Source organism: uncultured Campylobacter sp., from assembly GCF_938045345.1.
Classification (GTDB): domain Bacteria; phylum Campylobacterota; class Campylobacteria; order Campylobacterales; family Campylobacteraceae; genus Campylobacter_B.
Genome location: NZ_CALIMS010000059.1, coordinates 1 through 19,752, shown reverse-complemented (window position 1 = coordinate 19,752; position 19,752 = coordinate 1). Strand labels below are relative to the sequence as shown.

At 44.2% G+C, this 19,752-nt stretch carries 18 protein-coding genes and 1 tRNA gene; 11 read left to right on the top strand and 8 right to left on the bottom strand.

Annotated features, from left to right (window positions below; all coding sequences use genetic code 11):
• Positions 1–62 precede the first annotated feature (62 nt).
• A complete protein-coding gene (locus tag Q0144_RS10200) occupies positions 63–698 on the top strand; it encodes a hypothetical protein (protein ID WP_298063987.1) in 636 nt (211 codons plus the stop codon).
• A gap of 910 nt (positions 699–1,608) precedes the next feature.
• Here Q0144_RS10200 and purB read toward each other — a convergent pair.
• The gene (purB, locus tag Q0144_RS10195) at positions 1,609–2,940 is read right to left on the bottom strand and encodes an adenylosuccinate lyase (RefSeq protein WP_298063985.1); all 1,332 of its coding nucleotides are present in this window, start codon (positions 2,938–2,940) and stop codon (positions 1,609–1,611) included.
• 75 nt (positions 2,941–3,015) lie between these two features.
• On the opposite strand from purB, the gene Q0144_RS10190 reads away from it, so the two are divergent.
• Positions 3,016–4,416 carry a pseudouridine synthase gene (locus tag Q0144_RS10190; RefSeq protein ID WP_298063982.1) on the top strand — a complete coding sequence of 467 codons (1,401 nt, stop codon included), beginning with the start codon at positions 3,016–3,018 and terminating at the stop codon, positions 4,414–4,416.
• Between the two features lie 206 nt (positions 4,417–4,622).
• Complete coding sequence (locus Q0144_RS10185; RefSeq protein ID WP_298063979.1) at positions 4,623–5,258, top strand: hypothetical protein; 636 nt, start codon at positions 4,623–4,625, stop codon at positions 5,256–5,258.
• Between the two features lie 414 nt (positions 5,259–5,672).
• Here Q0144_RS10185 and Q0144_RS10180 read toward each other — a convergent pair whose 3' ends face one another.
• The 4 genes from Q0144_RS10180 to hisF all read right to left on the bottom strand — a co-directional run bounded on the left by Q0144_RS10180 (position 5,673) and on the right by hisF (position 9,498).
• Positions 5,673–6,461 carry a hypothetical protein gene (locus Q0144_RS10180; RefSeq protein WP_298063977.1) on the bottom strand — a complete coding sequence of 263 codons (789 nt, stop codon included), beginning with the start codon at positions 6,459–6,461 and terminating at the stop codon, positions 5,673–5,675.
• A 176-nt stretch (positions 6,462–6,637) separates the two neighbouring features.
• Positions 6,638–7,747, bottom strand: coding sequence for a 23S rRNA (adenine(2503)-C(2))-methyltransferase RlmN (gene rlmN / locus Q0144_RS10175; RefSeq protein ID WP_298063975.1), 1,110 nt, complete (start codon positions 7,745–7,747; stop codon positions 6,638–6,640).
• A complete protein-coding gene (locus Q0144_RS10170) occupies positions 7,744–8,289 on the bottom strand; it encodes a purine-nucleoside phosphorylase (protein WP_298063972.1) in 546 nt (181 codons plus the stop codon). Before Q0144_RS10170 ends, rlmN begins: the two co-directional genes overlap by 4 nt.
• Positions 8,290–8,643: 354 nt before the next feature.
• The gene (gene hisF / locus Q0144_RS10165; protein ID WP_298063969.1) at positions 8,644–9,498 is read right to left on the bottom strand and encodes an imidazole glycerol phosphate synthase subunit HisF; all 855 of its coding nucleotides are present in this window, start codon (positions 9,496–9,498) and stop codon (positions 8,644–8,646) included.
• A gap of 91 nt (positions 9,499–9,589) precedes the next feature.
• On the opposite strand from hisF, the gene rsmA reads away from it, so the two are divergent.
• The 5 genes from rsmA (at position 9,590) to ybaK (ending at position 15,213) form a co-directional block, all read left to right on the top strand.
• Positions 9,590–10,450 (top strand): 16S rRNA (adenine(1518)-N(6)/adenine(1519)-N(6))-dimethyltransferase RsmA, encoded by an 861-nt coding sequence (gene rsmA / locus Q0144_RS10160; RefSeq protein WP_298063966.1) that lies wholly within the window; start codon positions 9,590–9,592, stop codon positions 10,448–10,450.
• A complete protein-coding gene (locus tag Q0144_RS10155) occupies positions 10,431–12,653 on the top strand; it encodes a ribonuclease J (RefSeq protein WP_298063963.1) in 2,223 nt (740 codons plus the stop codon). Before rsmA ends, Q0144_RS10155 begins: the two co-directional genes overlap by 20 nt.
• A 338-nt stretch (positions 12,654–12,991) precedes the next feature.
• Positions 12,992–13,954: a KpsF/GutQ family sugar-phosphate isomerase gene (locus Q0144_RS10150; RefSeq protein WP_298063960.1), complete on the top strand. Its 963-nt coding sequence runs from the start codon at positions 12,992–12,994 to the stop codon at positions 13,952–13,954.
• An 8-nt stretch (positions 13,955–13,962) separates the two neighbouring features.
• Entirely contained in the window at positions 13,963–14,724 is a 762-nt protein-coding gene (locus Q0144_RS10145; protein ID WP_298064073.1) for a pseudouridine synthase, read from the top strand.
• A 15-nt stretch (positions 14,725–14,739) separates the two neighbouring features.
• On the top strand, positions 14,740–15,213 hold the full coding sequence (gene ybaK / locus Q0144_RS10140) for a Cys-tRNA(Pro) deacylase (protein WP_298063958.1): 474 nt from the start codon (positions 14,740–14,742) through the stop codon (positions 15,211–15,213).
• A 311-nt stretch (positions 15,214–15,524) separates the two neighbouring features.
• Here the strand turns inward: ybaK and Q0144_RS10135 are convergent, their stop codons facing one another.
• Positions 15,525–16,088, bottom strand: coding sequence for a LemA family protein (locus tag Q0144_RS10135; protein ID WP_298063956.1), 564 nt, complete (start codon positions 16,086–16,088; stop codon positions 15,525–15,527).
• A gap of 70 nt (positions 16,089–16,158) precedes the next feature.
• On the opposite strand from Q0144_RS10135, the gene Q0144_RS10130 reads away from it, so the two are divergent.
• Both Q0144_RS10130 and Q0144_RS10125 read left to right on the top strand, forming a co-directional pair.
• Positions 16,159–16,235: transfer RNA gene (locus Q0144_RS10130), tRNA-Met, on the top strand.
• 349 nt (positions 16,236–16,584) lie between these two features.
• Positions 16,585–17,298: a rhodanese-like domain-containing protein gene (locus tag Q0144_RS10125; protein WP_298063955.1), complete on the top strand. Its 714-nt coding sequence runs from the start codon at positions 16,585–16,587 to the stop codon at positions 17,296–17,298.
• Positions 17,299–17,428: 130 nt separating this feature from the next.
• Here Q0144_RS10125 and Q0144_RS10120 read toward each other — a convergent pair whose 3' ends face one another.
• A complete protein-coding gene (locus Q0144_RS10120; protein WP_298063952.1) occupies positions 17,429–17,578 on the bottom strand; it encodes a hypothetical protein in 150 nt (49 codons plus the stop codon).
• Positions 17,579–17,787: 209 nt separating this feature from the next.
• On the opposite strand from Q0144_RS10120, the gene Q0144_RS10115 reads away from it, so the two are divergent.
• Positions 17,788–18,381: an effector protein gene (locus tag Q0144_RS10115; protein WP_298063950.1), complete on the top strand. Its 594-nt coding sequence runs from the start codon at positions 17,788–17,790 to the stop codon at positions 18,379–18,381.
• 90 nt (positions 18,382–18,471) lie between these two features.
• Here Q0144_RS10115 and Q0144_RS10110 read toward each other — a convergent pair whose 3' ends face one another.
• Positions 18,472–19,623, bottom strand: a complete 1,152-nt coding sequence (locus Q0144_RS10110; protein ID WP_298063948.1) for a hypothetical protein — start codon at positions 19,621–19,623, stop codon at positions 18,472–18,474.
• Between the last annotated feature and the right edge of the window lie 129 nt (positions 19,624–19,752).

Here is a 19,752-nt window from a genome sequence, read left to right as displayed (position 1 = left end):
GCGGTAAAATGGCAAAGCGGCGGCGGCGGAAAGCCCGAAATTATAAATTGTAAGGAGAAAATGTGAAAAATAAAATTTTAATCGCGGCGTTTACCGCTGCGGTGTGCGCGAGCTCAAGCTTCGGCGAGGGGATATTTTTAGGTATCGAGGGAGATTATTCTTTTAAATCCAGCATCACTACTAAATGGTCTGACGAGGAAGATTCTGGCACGAATAAAGATAATAAGGGGCAGGCTGCGCTCGGCTTTAAAGGCGGCTATGATTTTGGTATAGCTAGGGCGTACGGCGAGTACTTGTATGATTTCAAAGCTTCGAAAACTGGCACTGACGAGGAGGACATCATATTTAAACACGAGTGGAATAAGCATAGCTTGCTCGTAGGCGGGGATTTTACGCCCGAGATTACAAACGGCTTTAAACTCGTAACGGGCGCCTATACAGGAGTTTCATTTTTGAAATATAAAATTTATTCATATGACGAATCTGACGGAAGCAGCGATTCGCTTTCAAAGACTCTGCCTGGTTGGGTAATTGGCGCAAGATTGGGCGGTTTATATAGCTTTGATGAGCATAACGAGATCGAGTTTGGCTACAAAGCGGACTATACGAGATACAAGGCTAGTAAGCTTGGAGAAGGCGTAGACAAGGTGTATGAGACTAACCATGGAATTTATCTGGGGTATAACTTTAAATTCTAAAAATTCTAACGTACTAGTGCAGGATGGAGCGAACGAACTCCCACTCCATCCGTTTTAAATTCCAAATAATTATTAGACGTCAAATCGCAGGATTGTTTAATCCGAAATTTGCGAGCAATTCAGATGCAATTATATGATAATCAAGGATGCTGCCGGTACTAGACGTCAAATTTTACCCGCTTACGCGTATAAAATTTTAAAATTTTTAAAAATATCATTACGCAAGCTTAATTTCCTATTTTTAGTGCTATCTGCTAAGCGCTTAAATTGATGGAATTTATGAAATTTTACTCAATCCTCTTTTTTCTAAGAATCGTTAAAATCTCAAGTTAAAAAAGCGGAATTTTATTAATGTCTCCATTTGCCACTTTAAATTTGTTTCATAATTGCTTCGAATATCTCACGACCCCTAGCTTGAGCCAACGCAGAAGCACCATAAAATCATTAAAATTTGGTTGGTTGCCATAGGCAAAATGCTAAGCGAGCACGTAAAAGGATTGCGCTTTAATGGCAGTTGATTTAGAGGCGAATTGGTCCTGTTTGCTTTATGGAAATCTCGCATTTACATTTTCTGGATTAGCACTTAAATTTTGCGGTAAAATTTTAAAAACTACTACACCTAAGAATTTTACCGTTTTAAAGCATTAAATTTTTACTATTTTAATGTTAGCCGCAAGCGTAGAATTTTACCTTTATAAATTCATAGTAAAAGCAGTGACGCCTGTCGTACGGATTTAGATGCTATATTAATCCGCAAGCGCTACGCTTTTACTAAAATTTTATCTTTATCAAAATTTTAAAATTTCAATCGCGGTTATTAAAATGCTTCGGCGCAAACATAAATTTCTAGCCGCTTCGCTACATTTTGTAGGCCCGTTCGGAGCTTTAAAATAGCAAGTCGCCGTGCCTGCTATTTGCCAAAAACCCTAGCGAAAATCGCGTCCACGTTTTTGGTGTAATATCCGTAGTCGAAGCACTCTTTGATCTCGCTTGCACTTAGCTTTTCTCGTAGCTTTGTATCTGCGAGCAGATTTTGCAAAAACAGGCTATGCCCTTGCTCATCTATAGCTTTTTTGCCCTCTTGCAGATCTGCCCAGACCTTCATCGCATTACGCTGCACGATTTTATAAGCATCCTCTCTGCTAACTCCTCGTTTAGGCAGCTCTAGTAGTACTCGCTGCGAAAACACGAGCCCACCGGTTAAATTTAGATTTCTCATCATATTTTCGGGATATACGAGCAGTTTTTCGATCAAGCTTGTCAAGCGATTTAGCATAAAATCAGCAGTTATAAAGCCGTCGGGGAGGATAAATCGCTCGACCGAGCTATGGCTGATGTCGCGTTCGTGCCATAGAGCTACGTCCTCCATCGCAGGTATTACGAAGCTACGGATCATACGACATAGTCCCGTTACGTTTTCGCTAAGCACAGGATTTCGTTTGTGCGGCATCGCAGAGCTGCCCTTTTGACCTGGGCTAAAAAATTCCTCCGCCTCATAAACCTCGGTGCGTTGATAGTGACGGATTGCGATGGCGATCTTTTCGCAGCTGGAAGCTAGGATCGCAAGTGCGCTCATTACCTGCGCGTAGCGATCGCGCTGGATGACTTGATTGGACGCGGGGGCGGGCTTTAGCCCCAGATATTCGCACACCAGCTCTTCCAGCTCTAGTGGAGCGTGCGCGAAATTTCCCATCGCACCGCTTATTTTGCCGTAGCTGATGACGCTTTTTGCATGTTGCAAAAGCTCTAGCGCGCGATTTATCTCATCATACCAGACCGCGAGCACGAGTCCGAAAGTGATCGGCTCGCCGTGGATACCGTGGCTGCGTCCGACCATCAGTGTCATTTTATGCTTCATGGCTTGAGATTTTATCGCGGCTTTTAAATTTTGCACATCCTCAATGATGAGCTCCATGCTTTCTTTGATTTGCAGCGCAACGGCGGTATCGATGCAGTCACTACTAGTCATTCCGTAATGCATGAAGCGGCTCTCCTGCCCAAGGCTCTCACTCACGCTCGTTAGAAATGCAATCACGTCGTGCTTGGTGGTCTTTTCGATCTCATCTATCCGCTCGATCCTAAAGCTTGCGTTTTGTAGAATTTTATCTTTATCGCAGTCGCTTATTAGACCTAGCTTATTCCACGCTTTAACCGCCGCGAGCTCGACTTTTAGCCACGCGTCGTATTTGGCTTGCAAGCTCCATTTTTCAGACATCTCTTTTCTTGCGTATCTTTCGACCATTTTAGCAGCCTTTCGGTTAGAATTTCTTGTATAATGACGGTAAAAATTATATAAAAATGGGGCTGAAAGTTTAATATGGGTTATGAGAAGAGAAGCTTGGGAAGCTTTGAGGGGCGCAAAATTTATGAAATTCTGCTTAGCCTCGGATACGATATGAAATCCGCGCAGCGCATCTGTGACAAGCATCGCGTAACCGATGCAGAGGATCAGAATTTGCATAAAAATTCCGTCGCGCACGGAGAAATTTTTTTGATCGATTACAAATGCGAGCCGCGTGGACTGAAGCCGATCTTTGAGTGCGATGCGTTTGCGGCATTTGACAAGCCGAGTGGAATTTTAAGCCATCCGAGCGGGCGTAACTCGCCTTATAATATGTATGACGAGATCTGGTCGCTATACGGGCAGGACGCGTGCGTGGCGCATAGGCTTGATTTAGAAACCAGCGGAATTCTTATCGTCGCTAAGGATAAAGACGCGGCGCGCGAGCTTAAAGAGTGCTTCGAACAGCGTAGAGTGATGAAAAGCTATTTAGCGCTCGTGCGAGGAGATTTGAGGGAGAGCTTGCAAGGTGCCGCTTGCAATGGTGAGATAGAGGATTGCTATGCGCTAGGCTTTGATGAAATTTGCGGATCAAAATTTGCGGGCGATGCTGTGAGCTTACCATATAACGTATCGGATCTGCGCGATATGCGAGCTTTAAAAGGGGCAGGCGATAAATTTGGATTTAATATCTTGTCTAATGGTGCGAGTAGGGGATTATGGTGCAGCACTCTATCTGGCGGCGCGCAGGCTAAATTTAAATCTGGTGCTCCTACTGGCGATGTTGGCGGCGAATTTGAATTTGATGCCTTATCCTGCGGAGTGAGCGATAAGCTTAAACCCGCTATCGCGATGAGTAGCGCGGATAACGGACATAAACCTTGCGCCTTACCTGCGGCTAAATCTATGCCGGCTACTTTTACGGGATGCGTAAATTTTAAAAAATTTGAGCCTGCAAAATACGCAAAATTTAGTGAGAAACTGAAATTTTTAAAGGATTTTGAGGGGTTTGTGATCGATGCTCCGATCGCCCCTAGCGGCGAGTTCGCCGATCTTAAAATTCGTATGAAAATATCGCGCGACGGAAAAGAGGCGATCACGCTGATTTGCCCGCTGCGATATTTTGAGGACATGGACGCTAGCCTGATTGAGTGCTATCCGCTGACGGGTAGGCAGCATCAGATCAGGCTGCATCTATTTGCCGCGGGCGCGCCGATATTGGGAGAGCCGCTGTATGGGCTTTCGCGAGAGCAAGCGGAGCGGATATTGGATAAAAAGATGGATGAGACGGAGCGGGTCAAGACGACGGGAGCGCCTAGATTGCTACTGCACGCGAATGTAATTTGCTTCGAACTGAGCGGAGAGCGATATGAGATAAAAAGCAAATTCGATGCCGCGAGAGAGTTTTATAATCTTGCTAAAATCGGTAAAATTTAAGCAACTCAATAAAATTTTGAAGTGGCGACGATTATTTTTATGACCAGGATTTTGCTTTTGCCGGTTTTTATAAAATTTTATGGTTATAACGGTGTTTAATTTATTAATTTCTCATCTATAGTTATTTGAAAATTTTAAGACGATTTTATTTTGCGATGGCTATAATTCATAATTAGAATATTAGTAATTGTGAATAAAGGATGAAAATGTTGTGGTGGGAAAAAACAGTGGAGTATTATTTTGTAAGGCAGTGTTTGTTGGATATCGATATAGCTCCACTTGATGGTGATATAGAAAAAATAGGTGATGCTTTAACTCATAACAATGGGAAGTTTTTACTTATAGAGTTTAAAAGGGCATTCGAGAATTTATCCTCAGAAAAGAGAAAATATGCAGATTGGGAAAAGAGCGCTAAGGCCATAAAAGCATATAATTCAACTTGGCTAGACAGCGGGTTTCATATATTTATTTTCGGTAGCGAAGATTACGGTAAATTTGAGCTCAGAGCGCATAAATATTGGATGCTTCAAGATAAGTTGGGTGGCAGTATAAAAGATTTTAAATCTGGTGTTGATTCTTTTAAAAAATACAATCAAGAACATGGAATATTTAAAAAAGAATTTGACGAATACGCTAATTTTCTATTTAAGCAAAAGGGTGGGGTGGGAAGCTCTGTTAATTTAGAAAGCTCGGCATTGATAGCAAGCATAGGGAGCAAAATGGTAGTTGCTTCTTTTGGGGAATATTGCAAGAGGGTACTTGGTTTGGGCATAGACCGTAGCATAGAACAAAAACGAACAATAGAAATATCGCAAGATATTGGCATGAGACTTGGATTGTAATTGTTAATTTCTATGAAAATTCGAAATGTTAAGGGTAGATAAGAAGGAATTCGCGGATGATTTCAGAGTTTGTTTTAGCATAATCGCGAGTTTAATAGTATGTAAATTTAAAATTCGGAATAGCGGTATAACCAATATGAGAGAAACTTTATAAATGTTAAAGCGAGAGAGGAAATGCAATATTTCTCATTGTATCGCTAAAATTCTACACCCATTCATTTATACAATCGTAATTGCAAATTAGTGCGAAATTTGATCGGTAAGATGTGTGTAAGATTAAGACGCGGCAGTTAATTTTTATTATTTTGGCTTCTTGTATTTGCATATGGTAAAAGTGATAAAAAAATGCGTAAAATTTAGCCTAAAAGTAACTATAAAAATTTGTTTTATGCTTTAAAATTTAGTTTATTTTATTCAAATAGCCATAAACGCTACTTCTGCTTCGCCGATATTAATGACCTCGCCTTTGCGCGTCATCACGCCTAGGCCGTGCCCCATATCCCGCGAGCAGCTAAACTCAAAGCCGATTTTCGCGCCGTCTAGGATATAGATATTTTGTAGCTCCAATAGTTCGCTAAGCTCCTGCGGCGTGCTGATGCCTGGCATGAAATCGCTTTTCGTCTCGCTCGGATAGTCGTAAATTTTCTGCCATTTTGGGTAGTTTTTTAGAATTTCAGCTAAGATGCCCGTTAAAATTTCTTCCTGATTTTGCTTTAAAAACTCGATTGCGTTTGAGCGCATACGGCTTGACTCGTCCGTCTCTTCGCTGTCTTCATCTAAAAAGGTGCAGCAAAACTCGCCTTCTTGCTCTAAAGCTTTACCGAAATACTCCAGCCGCAGCGGGAAACTAAAGTCCTCGTATTCTTCATCTTCAAATTTAGGAAAAATTTTAGGCTCCGCAAGATGTGCATTAAAAAACTCCGCGACCTTTGGGCTACGGGTGAAAAGGTGCTCCTCATTCGCTTCGTAGCTTTTGCGCAAAAATTTAAGCGCCTCCTGCTCCGCTCCGCACTCCAAGCAGCATTCGCCCTTATAATAATCGCTCACACAGGGCGGATTTTCATTACTTCTGGTATGCTTGTCCATCTCGCTTAGCCAGCGCAGCATATTTGAGGCGTCGCCCGCCCATTTGTACTCATTCACCATGCGCGCCGCGTAGATGTATGAGGCATAGACGCGGTTTTTCTCATCGTCCGTCTCCACCCATTTTGCCTCGATAAAGCGGATAATCTCCGCCTTTGTAATCTAGGATTTTTTAAGCAGCGATCTGTCTAAGAAGATGCCGATCTCATCCACTATTTTTTGCGTGTTCATTGCTACTCCTTTATAAATTTTTTGCCGATTTGCCTTATGATCTGGAAATATTAGCCAAATTTTTTCTATTTTTTTAAAATTTTATCCATATTGACGCCATTTTGATCTAAAATTTTACCCTGCTCGTTTCTTTGTTTGAGCTGTCCGCACGCCGCACTGATATCTAGCCCCTTGCTCTGGCGGATCGTGCAAGTAATGCCGTGCGCGCAGAGATAGTCTTGAAATTTCACCATATTTTCGGGGCTTGGTCTGCCAAAGCTCGAGCCTTCGTGCGGATTAAAATAGATCAGATTTACTTTTGCACGGATGCCGTGCAGAAGCTTCACTAGCGTTTTGGCATCGCTTGAGCGGTCATTTATCCCATCGATCATTAGATATTCAAACATCACGCGTTTTCGCAGATCGATTGGGAACTCGCGCACCGCCTGCATAATCGATGCGATATTGTAGGCGCGATTTATCGGCATTAGTTTTTCACGCAATTCGTCATCCACTGCATGCAGCGAGATTGCAAGCAGCACGCCAAGATCCATTTTGCCAAGCTTTTTTATCTGCGTAGAAAGTCCGCTCGTACTTATCGTTTGGCGACGCGGCGCTATTGCGAGTCCGTCGTTTTCTTTTAAAATTTGCACGGCTTTGGCAACGTTGTCTAGGTTATTAAGCGGTTCGCCCATCCCCATATATACGACATTGACGCGGCGCTCGTACGGGATCGCGTTCATTTTCTTGATGAGCCAAATTTGAGCCACGATCTCGCCTGGAGTTAAATTCCGTACGAAGCCACCTTTTGCTGTCAAGCAGAAGCTGCAGCCAATTTTGCAGCCTACTTGCGAACTTACGCAGATTGAATAGCGCGCGTGTCTTATGATTTTTTCGTTTTCATCTCTCAGCTCATCCTTCATCGGCAATAAGACACTTTCTATCGTCTTGCCGTCTTTGAGAGCGAAAAGGTATTTGATACTGCCGTCGCTACTTGTTTCGGATCTGATGCATTTAAGCGGGTCTAAATAAAAATTTTGAGCTAAACTTTGACGGATCTCTTTTGGTAGATTTGGCATTTGTGCAAAGTCATCCACATTCTTTTTGTAAATCCATTCGTAAATTTGCTTGGCTCTAAATTTTGGTTCGACGAAATTTTCAAGCTCTTTCATCGTAAAATCAAAGATATTTTTCAAATTAATGCCTTAGTTTTTAGATATTTAGTTAAATTTTCTTTTGCAGCGGCGTGATTTTTTAAAAAATCTGCGTGAGCGTTTGAATCGCAAAAATTTGTCGCACAAAAAATTCCGTAAGCGGGAATTTGAAATTTTTGAGCTACCTTAAGAACCGCAAAAAATTCCATATTTTCTAAAAAATAACCTCGTTCAAAGAATTTTAGCGCAGATTTTTTATCGGTCGTGATAAAATTTGAGCTATTAGTTATTGTTTCATATGAAACATTGGTAGAATTCCTAGCTGCAATTTCATAGCTAATCGGAGAGTATGAAAGCTCATAAAGCGCCGATATCTCACAGTTTGCAGCCGATCTGCTTTCATAAATTTTTAGAATTTTACCCTCTTTGTATAGCCCTGCAGAACCCACGAAAATGATTTCACTCGGCAAGCTTTGCCTATTTTCGCATAGAAATTTAGTCAAATTTATACTCATATCCACTAGCCCTACGCCCATAGGCAGGGCAAAATCAAAAATTTCATTTCGTCCGGCAGAGATTATCATTTATGGATTTACGCTTTCGTTATTTTTCGCTAATCATAGCAAAATGACGATAAATTTAAGGCTAAATTTTGAAATTTTTTCGTCGTAAAGTATCGGATGAAATTAAAATCAATCTGAGCAAATATCTATGAGAGCTGTACTCTTACCTTTCATAATGGTAGCAGTGCAGGTGGCGGGTAGAAGATGTAAAAGTATCATAAAAAAAGCTTATGATTTAGCTAAAACGAATAAATTTTATCTAAGCAAAAACGATGCTTGCAAAAAACTTGCAAGATAATAAAGGCTGAAATAAAATTAATTATTTGGTCGCTTTGGCGGCTAAGTTTCAACCCTGCGGTATAAATCTGACTAAATTTACAGTCTCACTTCGATGCCTTGCTCCTGCAGATACGCTTTTAGTGCCTTGATTTCGATTTCTCTGAAGTGAAAAATCGATGCCGCCAGGCATGCGTCCGCGCCCGCTAAAAATGCATCTTTAAAGTGCTCCATTTTGCCCGCACCGCCGCTTGCGATCACTGGGATATCAAGCGCGCTAAAAATCCGCGTCAAATTTAGCTCAAAGCCGTTTTTAACGCCGTCGCAGTCCATCGACGTGAGCAAAATTTCGCCCGCACCGCGCTCCTGCGCCTCTTTTGCCCAAGTAAGCGCGTCCCTGCCGGTATCCAGCCTACCGCCGTTTATAAAAACGCTATAGCCGCAAAGCTCGCCGTTCCCAGTCAAAATTTCATCCTGCGAACCGCTTGAAATTCTGCTCAAATTCTGAGTCACGTCGCATAAATTGCCACGCGAAATTTCACTCGAATTTCGTTTTGCGTCGATCGCGACTACGACGCACTGCGAGCCGAATTTATTCGCCGCCTCGTCTATCAAATCAGGATTTTTTATCGCGGCAGAGTTGAGGCTGATTTTATCGCAGCCGACGTTTAGCAGGCGCGAGATATCGTCGATCGTGCGGATGCCGCCGCCCACGGTCAGCGGGATAAAAAGCTCGCGAGCGACCCGCTCCACGACGTCCACGATCGTATCGCGCCCCAAATGCGACGCCGTGATGTCGAGGAAGCATAGCTCGTCCGCACCCTCTTCATTGTAGCGTCTGGCGACCTGCACCGGATCGCCCGCATCCACGAGACCTACGAAATTTACGCCCTTTACCACCCATCCGTCTTTGACGTCTAGGCATGGGATTATGCGTTTTGCGAATCTATTCAAAGCGGCCCTTTGGAATAAAATTTTTTATGATTTTAGCCAAATTTTACTTAATATAATGACTTTATAAGTAAAATTTGGCTAAGCTTCCTCGATGATTAGGGCGAAAAAAGAGTTCGGGCAAAATTTTTTAAAAGACGAAGCCGTTTTAAGCAAGATCATCCAAGCGATTCCCGAGAATGTACAGAATGTCGTTGAGATCGGGGCTGGCTTAGGTGATTTGACTCGCAAGCTTTTGGAATTTTACAGATTAAAGAGTTTCGAGATAGATGAAGATTTATATCAAATTTTAAGCGCTAAATTTGCACAGCAGATCGCTAGCGGCGAGCTTGAGCTCGTTTTGGGCGATGCTTTGCGGATTTGGCAGCAGCGGGGTCTTGGCTGCGGCGAATATTTTTTGGTCGCAAATTTGCCCTACTACATCGCTACAAAGATGATTTTGCAGGCGATCGACGATGAGCTATGCGGCGGATTTTTGGTGATGATCCAAAAGGAGGTCGCTTTAAAATTCTGCGCTAGAGCCGGGCAGAGCGATTTTAGCGCTCTTTCGATCCTAGCCGATCTCGCTGGCGGTTGCGAGCTTCTATTCGACGTTGAGCCTGGCTGCTTCGAGCCTGCGCCGAAGGTAACTTCGTCGGTGATCAGGCTCGTAAAGGGCAAAAATTTCAAGCCCGGTGCCGAGATAAACGCAGATAGCCTCGGCGTAAAAAGTTGCGCTCAGCTCCAAAATCTCGATGAACACGAGAAATTTAAAAGCTTTTTGCGCGTATCTTTCAGCGCGCCGCGAAAGACGCTTATTAAAAATTTAAGTGCAAAATTTGATAGAGGCTTAGCCGAAGAGATCTTTTTAAATTTGAAAATTCCGCCTACAGTTCGGGCGCACGAGTTAAATTCCACCCTTTTTTTAGAAATTTTTAAAAATTTAAAGGTAAAAGATGGAAGAAAACAGAAATGAAAACGGCGTCGAACGACTCAAAAAAAGCAATCGCTACAAAAAACGCAAGGAAAATCTAAAAAAATCTATCGCGAGCGAGAGCTCTGCGGGCGATGTGGAATTCGGCGGCGAGCACGAAAACGGCTCTCGCAAAAATAAAGGCGCGAAAAACGGGCAAAATTCCGTTCGTTCAAAGGGTTCAAAAAACGCCTCCCGCAACGGATCAAATTCTTCGGGCGGTTCGTCAAGCGGCAATTCAAACGGCGCGAATGGTGCGCATTTCGCAGGCGCATACCCAAAAAACAACGAAAACGGCGCGGGCGGTTCAAATTTAAACCGCGACGGCCGTGCAAAGCCAAGCGGCAATAACGCAAAAGGCGCAAATTCTAGCGCTGCGGACGATAGCTCTTCGGACTCGCAGAAAAAGAAAAAGCACAAAAAACGCTCAAATATGCCAAAAAGTCTTACTGGCAACGAGCCGTGGCAAAAGGCGATGGACGATGCGATCGCGCAAAACAAGCTGATCCACGAGGAGCGCCTGCACCCGCTTAAAGACGCTAATCGCAGCGATGAGACGGTGCGTATCACGCCGCTTGGCGGACTGGGCGAGATCGGCGCGAATATGACCGTTTTTGAGACCAATACGAGTGCGATCATCGTCGATGTGGGCATGAGCTTTCCGGAGGAGAGCATGCTCGGCGTGGACATTTTAATCCCCGACTTCGATTATGTTCGCAAGATAAAAAACAAGATCAAGGGCATTCTCATCACCCACGCGCACGAGGATCACATCGGCGCGATGCCATATTTTTTCAAAGAATTTCAATTCCCGATCTACGCTACGCCGCTTCCTCTGGGGATGATAAGCAATAAATTTGAAGAGCACGGCCTTAAAGCCGAGCGTAGCTACTTCCGGCCCGTGCAGAAGCGCCAGCTTTATCAGATCGGTGATTTTGAGGTCGAGTTTATCCACATAACGCATTCGATTATCGATGCGAGCGCGCTTGCGATCACGACTAAGGCGGGCACGATCATCCATACGGGCGATTTTAAGATCGACCACACGCCGATCGACGGCTATCCGACCGATCTGAACCGGCTAGCTTATTACGGCGATAGCGGAGTTATGCTTTTGATGAGCGATAGCACAAATTCGCACAAAGAGGGGATCACAAAGTCCGAAAGCTCGGTAGGAAAGACCTTTGATACAATATTTTCGAGCTGTAAGGGGCGCGTGATAATGAGTACCTTCAGCTCAAACATCCACCGCGTATATCAGGCTATAGAGCGCGGCGTAAAATACGGCCGCAAGGTTTGCGTCATCGGACGAAGTATGGAGCGAAATTTATTTACCGCGATGGAGCTTGGCTACGTAAATTTAGACAAAAAGATCTTCGTCGATGCCGATCAGGTCTCCAAATACCCGGATAATGAGGTTTTAATCGTTACTACCGGCTCGCAGGGCGAGACGATGAGTGCGCTGTACCGCATGGCGACGGACGAGCACAAATACATTAAGATCAAATCCACCGATCAGGTAATTATCAGCGCCAAAGCGATCCCCGGCAACGAAAGCAGCGTATCGACCGTGCTTAACTACCTTCTAAAAAGCGGCGCAAAGGTCGCGTATCAGGACTTCAGCGAGATACACGTAAGCGGGCACGCTTCGATCGAAGAGCAAAAGCTCATGCTGCGCTTGATAAAGCCGAAATTTTTCCTACCCGTGCACGGCGAATATAATCATATCGTAAAACACAAAGAGACTGCGATGGAGTGCGGCATCGAGGAGAAAAATATCTATCTAATGAACGACGGTGATCAGATGGAGGTTTGCGAAAAATATCTAAAGCGCGTCAAGACCGTCAAGACGGGTAAGGTTTTTATTGATAATCAGATCAACAAGCAGATCTCCGACGAGATCGTCAAGCACCGTCAAAATTTAGCCGATGCGGGCGTCGCGGTCATCATTGCGCAGATCGACAAAAATGAAAAGAGGCTCATTCAGACGCGCGTCATCACCTACGGGCTCGTCGCCGATAACCAAACGGCGCACTTTACCAAGGAGATGCAGGGCATCATCGAGCAGTTTTTAGCAAATTTAAAAGATGAAATTTTACTCGATCACTGGGCGCTGGAGGGTAAGATCCGCCAGGCCGTGCGAAAGCACATCTTTAGAAAGATCAAAAAATATCCGACCATAGTGCCGGTGATTTATTTGATGTAAGCACGGCTAAATTTAGCGTGCGAGGCGGATTTGATCTGCGGCGGACGAATGAAATTTTATGGCGCCTGCGAGCTTTTGGGTGTGGAATTTTGCGATGTGAGTGACTTTTGCGACGCGGAATTTTAAAGCGGCTAGTAAAATTTGAGCGCAAATTTCGGCGTAAAGCAAAATTTAAAGAGCATCTAGCAAGCCAGCAGCTATACGAACGAAGCGGCGCAGAATTTCGCGGATTAAAATTTTATGGCGCAAATTTCAAAGGCGCGAAATTTCAGCTAGCGTAAATTTAGGCGTGGCGCAAAGAGGCGCAAAATGAAAGCAAATTTTAAAAAGAAGGTTGAATGAGTGAAATTTTAGATACGGCACGAGAGGTGCTAAGGCTCGAAGGAGCGGAGCTTTTGCGGCATGTGGATCTTATCGGCGGCGAAATTGAGCGAGCTGTAAACTTGATCCTAGCTTGCAAGGGCAAGGTAATCGTCACCGGCGTGGGTAAGAGCGGCCACATAGGCGTTAAGATCGCCGCGACGCTTGCCAGCACCGGCACGCCGTCGTTTTTCGTCCACCCTACCGAGGCACTGCACGGAGATTTGGGCATGATCGGTAAGGACGACATGGTGCTTGCGATCAGCTTTAGCGGCGAGAGTGAGGAGCTGGTTAGAATTCTGCCTCACCTCAAACGCTTCGGCGTAAAGATCATCGCGATGGCGCGCGATAAAAATAGCTCGCTCGGCAAGGTTAGCGATGAGTTTATAAGCCTAAATATCGTCAAAGAGGCTTGCCCGCTAGGCGCCGCGCCGACGGTTTCTACGACGCTAACACTTGCGTTAGGAGACGCGTTAGCTATCTGTTTGATGAGGCAGCGCAGATTCGGCAGGGAGGATTTTGCAAATTTTCATCCCGGCGGAAGCCTCGGTAAGCGGCTTTTCGTCAAAGTAAAAGACGTAATGCAAAGTAAAAATTTACCGGTCGTAAAGCATAATACCGGCCTAAAACAAGCTATCGACGTTATGACGCACGGAAAGCTCGGCACCGTCTTGTTAGTGAACGAAAAGGGCACGCTCGAGGCGATCCTAAGCGACGGCGATCTGCGCCGCGCACTGATGCGAGAGGATTTTGACATCAATGACGCCGCGCTAAAATATGCCACCAAAAATCCTAAAATGCTAGACGATAAAAATATGTTAGCCATAGATGCGCTAAATTTGATCGAGCAATTTAAAATCCAGGTCCTGCCCGTAGTCGAAAATGGCGTGCCCGTTGGGATCTTGCATATTCACGATCTAACGAGCTTGGGGCTAAAATAATGCAAAAGATGCGTCTGAATAAATTTATCTCCCATAACACCGGCTACTCACGCCGTGAGGCAGATGAGCTGATCAAGCAAGGCAAAGTTAGCATTAACGGTCGCGTCGTTAGCGATTTCATCGAAGTTAGCGGCGAGGAGAAGATCCGCATAGGCTCGCGCCTCATCAAGCCTAAGACGGAATTTACGATGATCGTTTATAACAAGCCGAAAGGCGAGTTAGTTACTAAAAAGGACGATCGCGGCAGGCGGACGATTTACGATAGCTTGCCGGAGGGATTTAGCAGATTTGTTAGCGTGGGGCGTTTGGATTTTGCAAGCGAGGGGCTTTTGCTGCTGACCGATGCGCCCGCGATCGCTACGGCGCTGATGAACAGCGACATCGAGCGAGAGTACTATCTAAAGGTAAAAGGCGAGGTGAAAGAGGAGGTAGTAACGGCGATCCGCGAGGGCTTTTTTGCTGCAGATGCGAGCAAAGGTGCGCACGCCAAAAGTAAGATCAAATCGATGGAATTTAAACCCTTTTTGGGCTACCGCATAATGCCTAGCAGCGGTGGTTATACGAAAATAAAAGCGATCATCAACGAGGGTCAAAACCGCGAGTTGCGTAGATTTTTCGGCTATTTCGATCTGGATGTCGTGGAGCTTAAGCGCACGGCATTCGGCAGAATGACCCTCGGGATGCTAAAGCCCGGCAAATGGCGCTATTTCGATCAGAGTGAATACGAAGATTTACGCGATTTTTTGAAAGAAAACAAAATCCGCTATTAAATTTAAGGAGGCGAAATGAGCTCAAAAACAAACGCCGCACGCGTACTGGACGGTCTGAAAATCCCTTACGAGATCAAAGAATATGCGGTTGATCCTTTAAATTTAGACGCGGTGCACGTGGCAAATAGCGTGAATGAGCCGATCGAACGGGTCTATAAAACGATAGTTTGCACGGCGGATCACGAATATGTCGTAGCCTGCCTGCAAGGCGATCTAAATCTGGATCTCAAGGCGCTCGCGCACATCTGCGGCGCGAAGCGTTGCGAGCTGATGGATTTGAAGGATTTGCAAAAGGTAACGGGCTACATCAGGGGCGGCTGCTCGCCGCTTGGGATGAAAAAGTACTTCCGCACCTTCATCGACGAGCGAGCGCTAGCGCAGGAGAAAATTTACGTTAGCGCAGGTGTGCGCGGAAAACAGATTGCTCTCGCGCCGAAGGATCTCGCAACTGCGACCGAAGCGCAAATTTGCAAAATTACTCACGACTAACGCTGCATATATCACCGCCGCTTGCGTAAGTAACTCCGGCGGCAAGCTAGTTAAAATTTACACTGCGAAATTTAGACTTTTAAAATTTGGCATTGCACCGTAAAATTTTATTGTTAAAATTCTCAGTACCGCATGCCGCAAAATATCTCAAACGAGATGACGAGTATGCGGGGGAGCGAAGCAAACCTTTTTTAAAAGCGCGTGTTTTGCGCGCAATCTGTTTTGCTCGCTATAAAATTTAGCTTTGCGACGCTCGACATTATTTGCGATGAAATTTTAAAATTTCATCGCAAATTTTCTACGTCTCGCGCTTATTTTTTGAAAAGCTCAGAGACGTTCGGGGCTTGCTTTTCTTGCTCGCTAGCGGCGAAAAATTCCGCTTTGACGAAGTTAAAAACGCTAGCGATGATGTTAGTAGGAAACATTTCGCAGGCGTTGTTATAGACCGTAACAGCGCCGTTATAAGCGCGGCGTGCGGCGCTAATCTGCTCTTCGCACTCGCCTAACGCGTTTTGCAGCTTAGCAAACGATTCGTTAGCCTTGAGGTTTGGATACGCCTCTACCGCAATGCGGATCTGTCCCAAAAGAGCCGAGATTTCGCTATTTAATCTAAATTTATCGGCGTTAGAGCTTGCGCTGATCGCTTGTGAGCGAAGCTCGCTAACGCGCGTTAGCACTGCACTTTCGTGGCTCATATATTCGCGCGTAGCGCTAACTAGATTGGGGATGAGGTCGTAGCGCTTTTTAAGCTGTGTATCGACGGTGGAAGCGATGTTTCGCACCTGGTTGCGCTTGGCGATGAATGAGTTATAAACGCCCACTAGCGCCAAAACTAACAAAACTATGACAACTAATAAAATCAAAGCCGCATTCATTTTCTCTCCTTTTAAAGCGTTTCAATTAAAAATAAGAATATTTAGCTATACTTGCCATTTCTTTTCACGTGTCAAGGTAGCTCAGCTGGTTAGAGCGCTGGTCTCATAAGCCGGAGGTCGAGAGTTCAAGTCTCTCTCTTGACACCATCTTCAAATTACCTTTAAGAGCATACAGCGTCTCAAAAAAGTTAGAGATTATATCTTACTTATACTTGAAAAATAATGAAAATTGGCAAAAGCATAAAATTTACCTTCGGGCAAATGTGAGTTTTTTTGAATTTGTTGCTCCGTCTCTAAAAGATAAATTTACGCAAAGTATCTTTACCTACGAGCCTTTAAGATATTTTGGCAAAAGTTTTTTATTCGAGTCTCTTTCGCGTTTTCACATCGGTAATCCGTATCAGCATAACCTATCACATTCCGCACAAATTCACACTATTTAGATAAAATTTTGATATAATCTCCCGCTTTAAAAGCTAAAATTCAAAGGAAACATATGAAATTTATTTCTCACAAAATTTTAAAAAGCGCGGTTTTGCTGGCGGCATTGGGATCTTTTGCGACTTGCTACGCCGAGATGCAACAGCCTAACGGCTACGCCATAAGCGGCGCGGCGCTATCAGCAATAGAGGAGGATAACAGGGCGAAAGAAAATTATCTAGTCATCGACGTTAGAAGCGCGGATGAGTACGCCGCAGGCCACGTGAAGCACGCGATCAACATCCCGCTTGGAGAGCTGGAAAGCAGACTGGATGAGATAAACGCCTACAAGGATAGAAACGTCGTGCTTTATTGTAACACCGGCAACCGCAGCGGCAAGGCGCTTGATCTGCTTAAACAAAAGGGCTTTAGCATGCTTATGAATGCGCCCGGCGTGAAGCAGTACGACTACGAGCTGTATAAGGTCGGCAGCATAAACGCAGATGGGTTTTTGAAAATAGCAAATGAGCCGAACGTGCTGATCATCGACGCTAGGCAGAAGCAGGACTACGACGCGGGGCATATGAAAGGCGCGATAAATATCCCATACGGCGAGCCTTTAGAAAACTACAAGGACGTGCTTGAGGCCAACAAAGGCAAAAGAATAATCACACACTGTTACAGCGGCAACCGCAGCGCCAAGCTCGCCAAAGCCCTAAACGAGCGAGGCTACAACGTCACGAATTTACTCGACGGCACGAAAGAATATAATTACGAACTGGTGAAGTAAATTAGAATTCGGGCTTTTGAAGTAAATTTAAAAGCCCGAATTTTATAAATTCGCAAATTTTCTATAATGTGATGATTGTTTATTTTGCGACGCGAAATACAAAATTTAACTTCGTGTGCGGCGCGTAAATTTAGACGCCCCAAATCCGCGAAATTTTAGATAGATATTCCATGCCGTATTTGGCGAAGCCCTCTCGCGAGCAAAATTCTGCGCGTATGGGTTTGGCGTAAAATTTTACTTTGGAATTCCGCTCTCGGAATTTTGCGATGCGAAGTTCCAAGCGGCGAAATCTTTCAAAAATTTTAAATTTCAGCAAATTTAACTATTCGGCATGCATAAATTTCACTCAAAATATAACTAGACGCTTTTTGCGAGGTTTAAACCTGGCAAATTCTTGATTAAATTTATTCGGATTAATAAAAATAAATCCCGCAAAATGATAAAATGCTGTTTTGAGTAAATTTGAAGCGAAATTTTACGGGAGGGATCATGAAATTTAGAGATTTTAAAGCTGCAAACTGCGCTAACTACGACTTTTTCACCGCCGAAGAGCTAAGCCATAAAGAATTTATCAGACTAAGTTTCGGCGAGTTCGCCCGCAAAAATCCAAGCTCTAACTGGGCGCTTAGCATCGACGATAGGAGCTTTGATTCGTTTCCGAATTTTACTCAAAAGCATCCAATCTGCTTGTCTGATTTAAATTTTAAAGATAGCGTCTTTCAGTTTAGGATCTGCTCCGAAAACAGCGTCCAAAGTCTAGGGCACCGCATTTTCACTTGCCTAGACGGCATCCATAAAGACTTCGTCGCAAGCGAGATCAAGCAAACCGACGAAGTGATGATGAAGCTAAAAACGGGCGTTTTGAAGGACTTTACCTGCGTCTCGAAGTGCGGCTGGTGGATAACCGACATCTGGCGCGATATGTATCCGATGACGGATGAGAGCGAGAGTGAAAATTTCGTCGCAGATATGCTTGGTAGCGAATTTTCGGCGCAAATGCAGCTCATAAACGAGCGACTTTTGAGTGCGCAAAATAACGGCGAGCTTGACGGGCTCATCGCCGAGCTAAGGACGCAGGAGTAAATTTTTAAAATTTTGCCCGCGCTTTGTCCTTGATGCAGCGGGCGTACTCCCGTATTTTACGGATAGATTTTAAAATTTACCGACTTAAATTTACCCCAGTTTGCCGTTTGTCGCACAGCTATTTACGGGATACGGCGTGAGTCCATAGTCTGCGGATTCGACATTCCAAAAGTCCAAATTCGCGCTACGCGAGACGATATACTCAAAGCCCTTTTGATTTAGCTCGATCAAAATTTCAAATTCCTCGCCGTTTTTGCAGACGATACTTTCGAAAAAGTGCGAAAAGCAGGCGATCTTCGCGTTTTCTTTCTGCATCGATTGATTTAGCATGAGCTCCATATTGCTTAGAATTTTAAATATCGTCTGGCTCGTCTCAAACCTGCCGAAGCGCGCGTAATACTTCGCTAAATTTTGCTCGTTTAGCGTAACAGCTTTGGTGCAATTTTGCGTCATCTGCTCATATATCACGCCGAAAAGCTCAATCGACGCGTTTTGATTATCTATCGCCTTGTTTTCGTGGTTTTCGATGACAACAAAGCCGTCTTTTATGCAAAATTTCTCGTTTTTATAGTAAAAGCTCACTCTTGCGATCTCTTGCTCGAAGCGCTTTTTATAAGTGAAGGGCAGATAGGTCGTAACACCCATTTTATCGATGATTGCAGAGCTTTTGACGCCTCCGTCCAGCTCGTGCTGCATGAAGTAGCGGATGAAGCTGCCCTGCTCGATATCGAAGCTATTTAAATACTCGATTTTATCCAGATACGCGCAGCGGTAAAGTCGCACGAACTCGGAATTTAGCGAAATATTGATCTCGTCGGGGATGTCGCCGTATTTTTCGCTTTGCGGTGCGTCGATGCGCTCTATGATATTCATCTGTTTTTCGACTTTGTCTTTTACGAAAATAGTGATTTTGACCTGCTGCATCTCATAAAAGCGCTTTATCGTCTCGGTAGCGCTTTTTGTGATATCGGTCTTAAATTTTTTCGCTAGCTCCGATTTTTTGAGCGTCAGCGAAAAATCGCCGTTTTTTAGCTTATTTTGTGAATACAGAAGATAAAGCAGCTCTTCATAAATCATCAAATGCGAGTAGGTCAAAAAGGTATTATCCACGACTATGACATAATAGCAGCGCGTTACGGAGTATCTTTTGTTGTCTCTTAAAAAGTCGTTGTAAATTTTTAGCTTGCTCGCGTTTTTCGATACCTTAAATACGTCGTAAGATTCTAAAAATATATTTTCCATATTTCGCCTTAGGTCAAGATACTTTTGAAATATTACACAATATTTGTTTAAGTTGTTTTAAATTTTATCTTAAGGATAAAAAATATCAGCGAGTAAAATAATTTGTAAAATTTTAATTATATCTTTAAT

Coding starts and splice junctions, on each gene's coding strand:
- purB (WP_298063985.1), bottom strand. CDS start 2,940: ATGGTCGAAAGATACGCAAGAAAAGAGATGTCTGAAAAATGGAGCTTG.
- Q0144_RS10185 (WP_298063979.1), top strand. CDS start 4,623: ATGTTGTGGTGGGAAAAAACAGTGGAGTATTATTTTGTAAGGCAGTGT.
- Q0144_RS10135 (WP_298063956.1), bottom strand. CDS start 16,088: ATGAATGCGGCTTTGATTTTATTAGTTGTCATAGTTTTGTTAGTTTTG.
- Q0144_RS10145 (WP_298064073.1), top strand. CDS start 13,963: ATGCGTCTGAATAAATTTATCTCCCATAACACCGGCTACTCACGCCGT.
- Q0144_RS10115 (WP_298063950.1), top strand. CDS start 17,788: ATGAAATTTAGAGATTTTAAAGCTGCAAACTGCGCTAACTACGACTTT.
- Q0144_RS10155 (WP_298063963.1), top strand. CDS start 10,431: ATGGAAGAAAACAGAAATGAAAACGGCGTCGAACGACTCAAAAAAAGC.
- ybaK (WP_298063958.1), top strand. CDS start 14,740: ATGAGCTCAAAAACAAACGCCGCACGCGTACTGGACGGTCTGAAAATC.
- Q0144_RS10110 (WP_298063948.1), bottom strand. CDS start 19,623: ATGGAAAATATATTTTTAGAATCTTACGACGTATTTAAGGTATCGAAA.
- Q0144_RS10150 (WP_298063960.1), top strand. CDS start 12,992: ATGAGTGAAATTTTAGATACGGCACGAGAGGTGCTAAGGCTCGAAGGA.
- Q0144_RS10170 (WP_298063972.1), bottom strand. CDS start 8,289: ATGATAATCTCTGCCGGACGAAATGAAATTTTTGATTTTGCCCTGCCT.
- Q0144_RS10190 (WP_298063982.1), top strand. CDS start 3,016: ATGGGTTATGAGAAGAGAAGCTTGGGAAGCTTTGAGGGGCGCAAAATT.
- Q0144_RS10125 (WP_298063955.1), top strand. CDS start 16,585: ATGAAATTTATTTCTCACAAAATTTTAAAAAGCGCGGTTTTGCTGGCG.
- rsmA (WP_298063966.1), top strand. CDS start 9,590: ATGATTAGGGCGAAAAAAGAGTTCGGGCAAAATTTTTTAAAAGACGAA.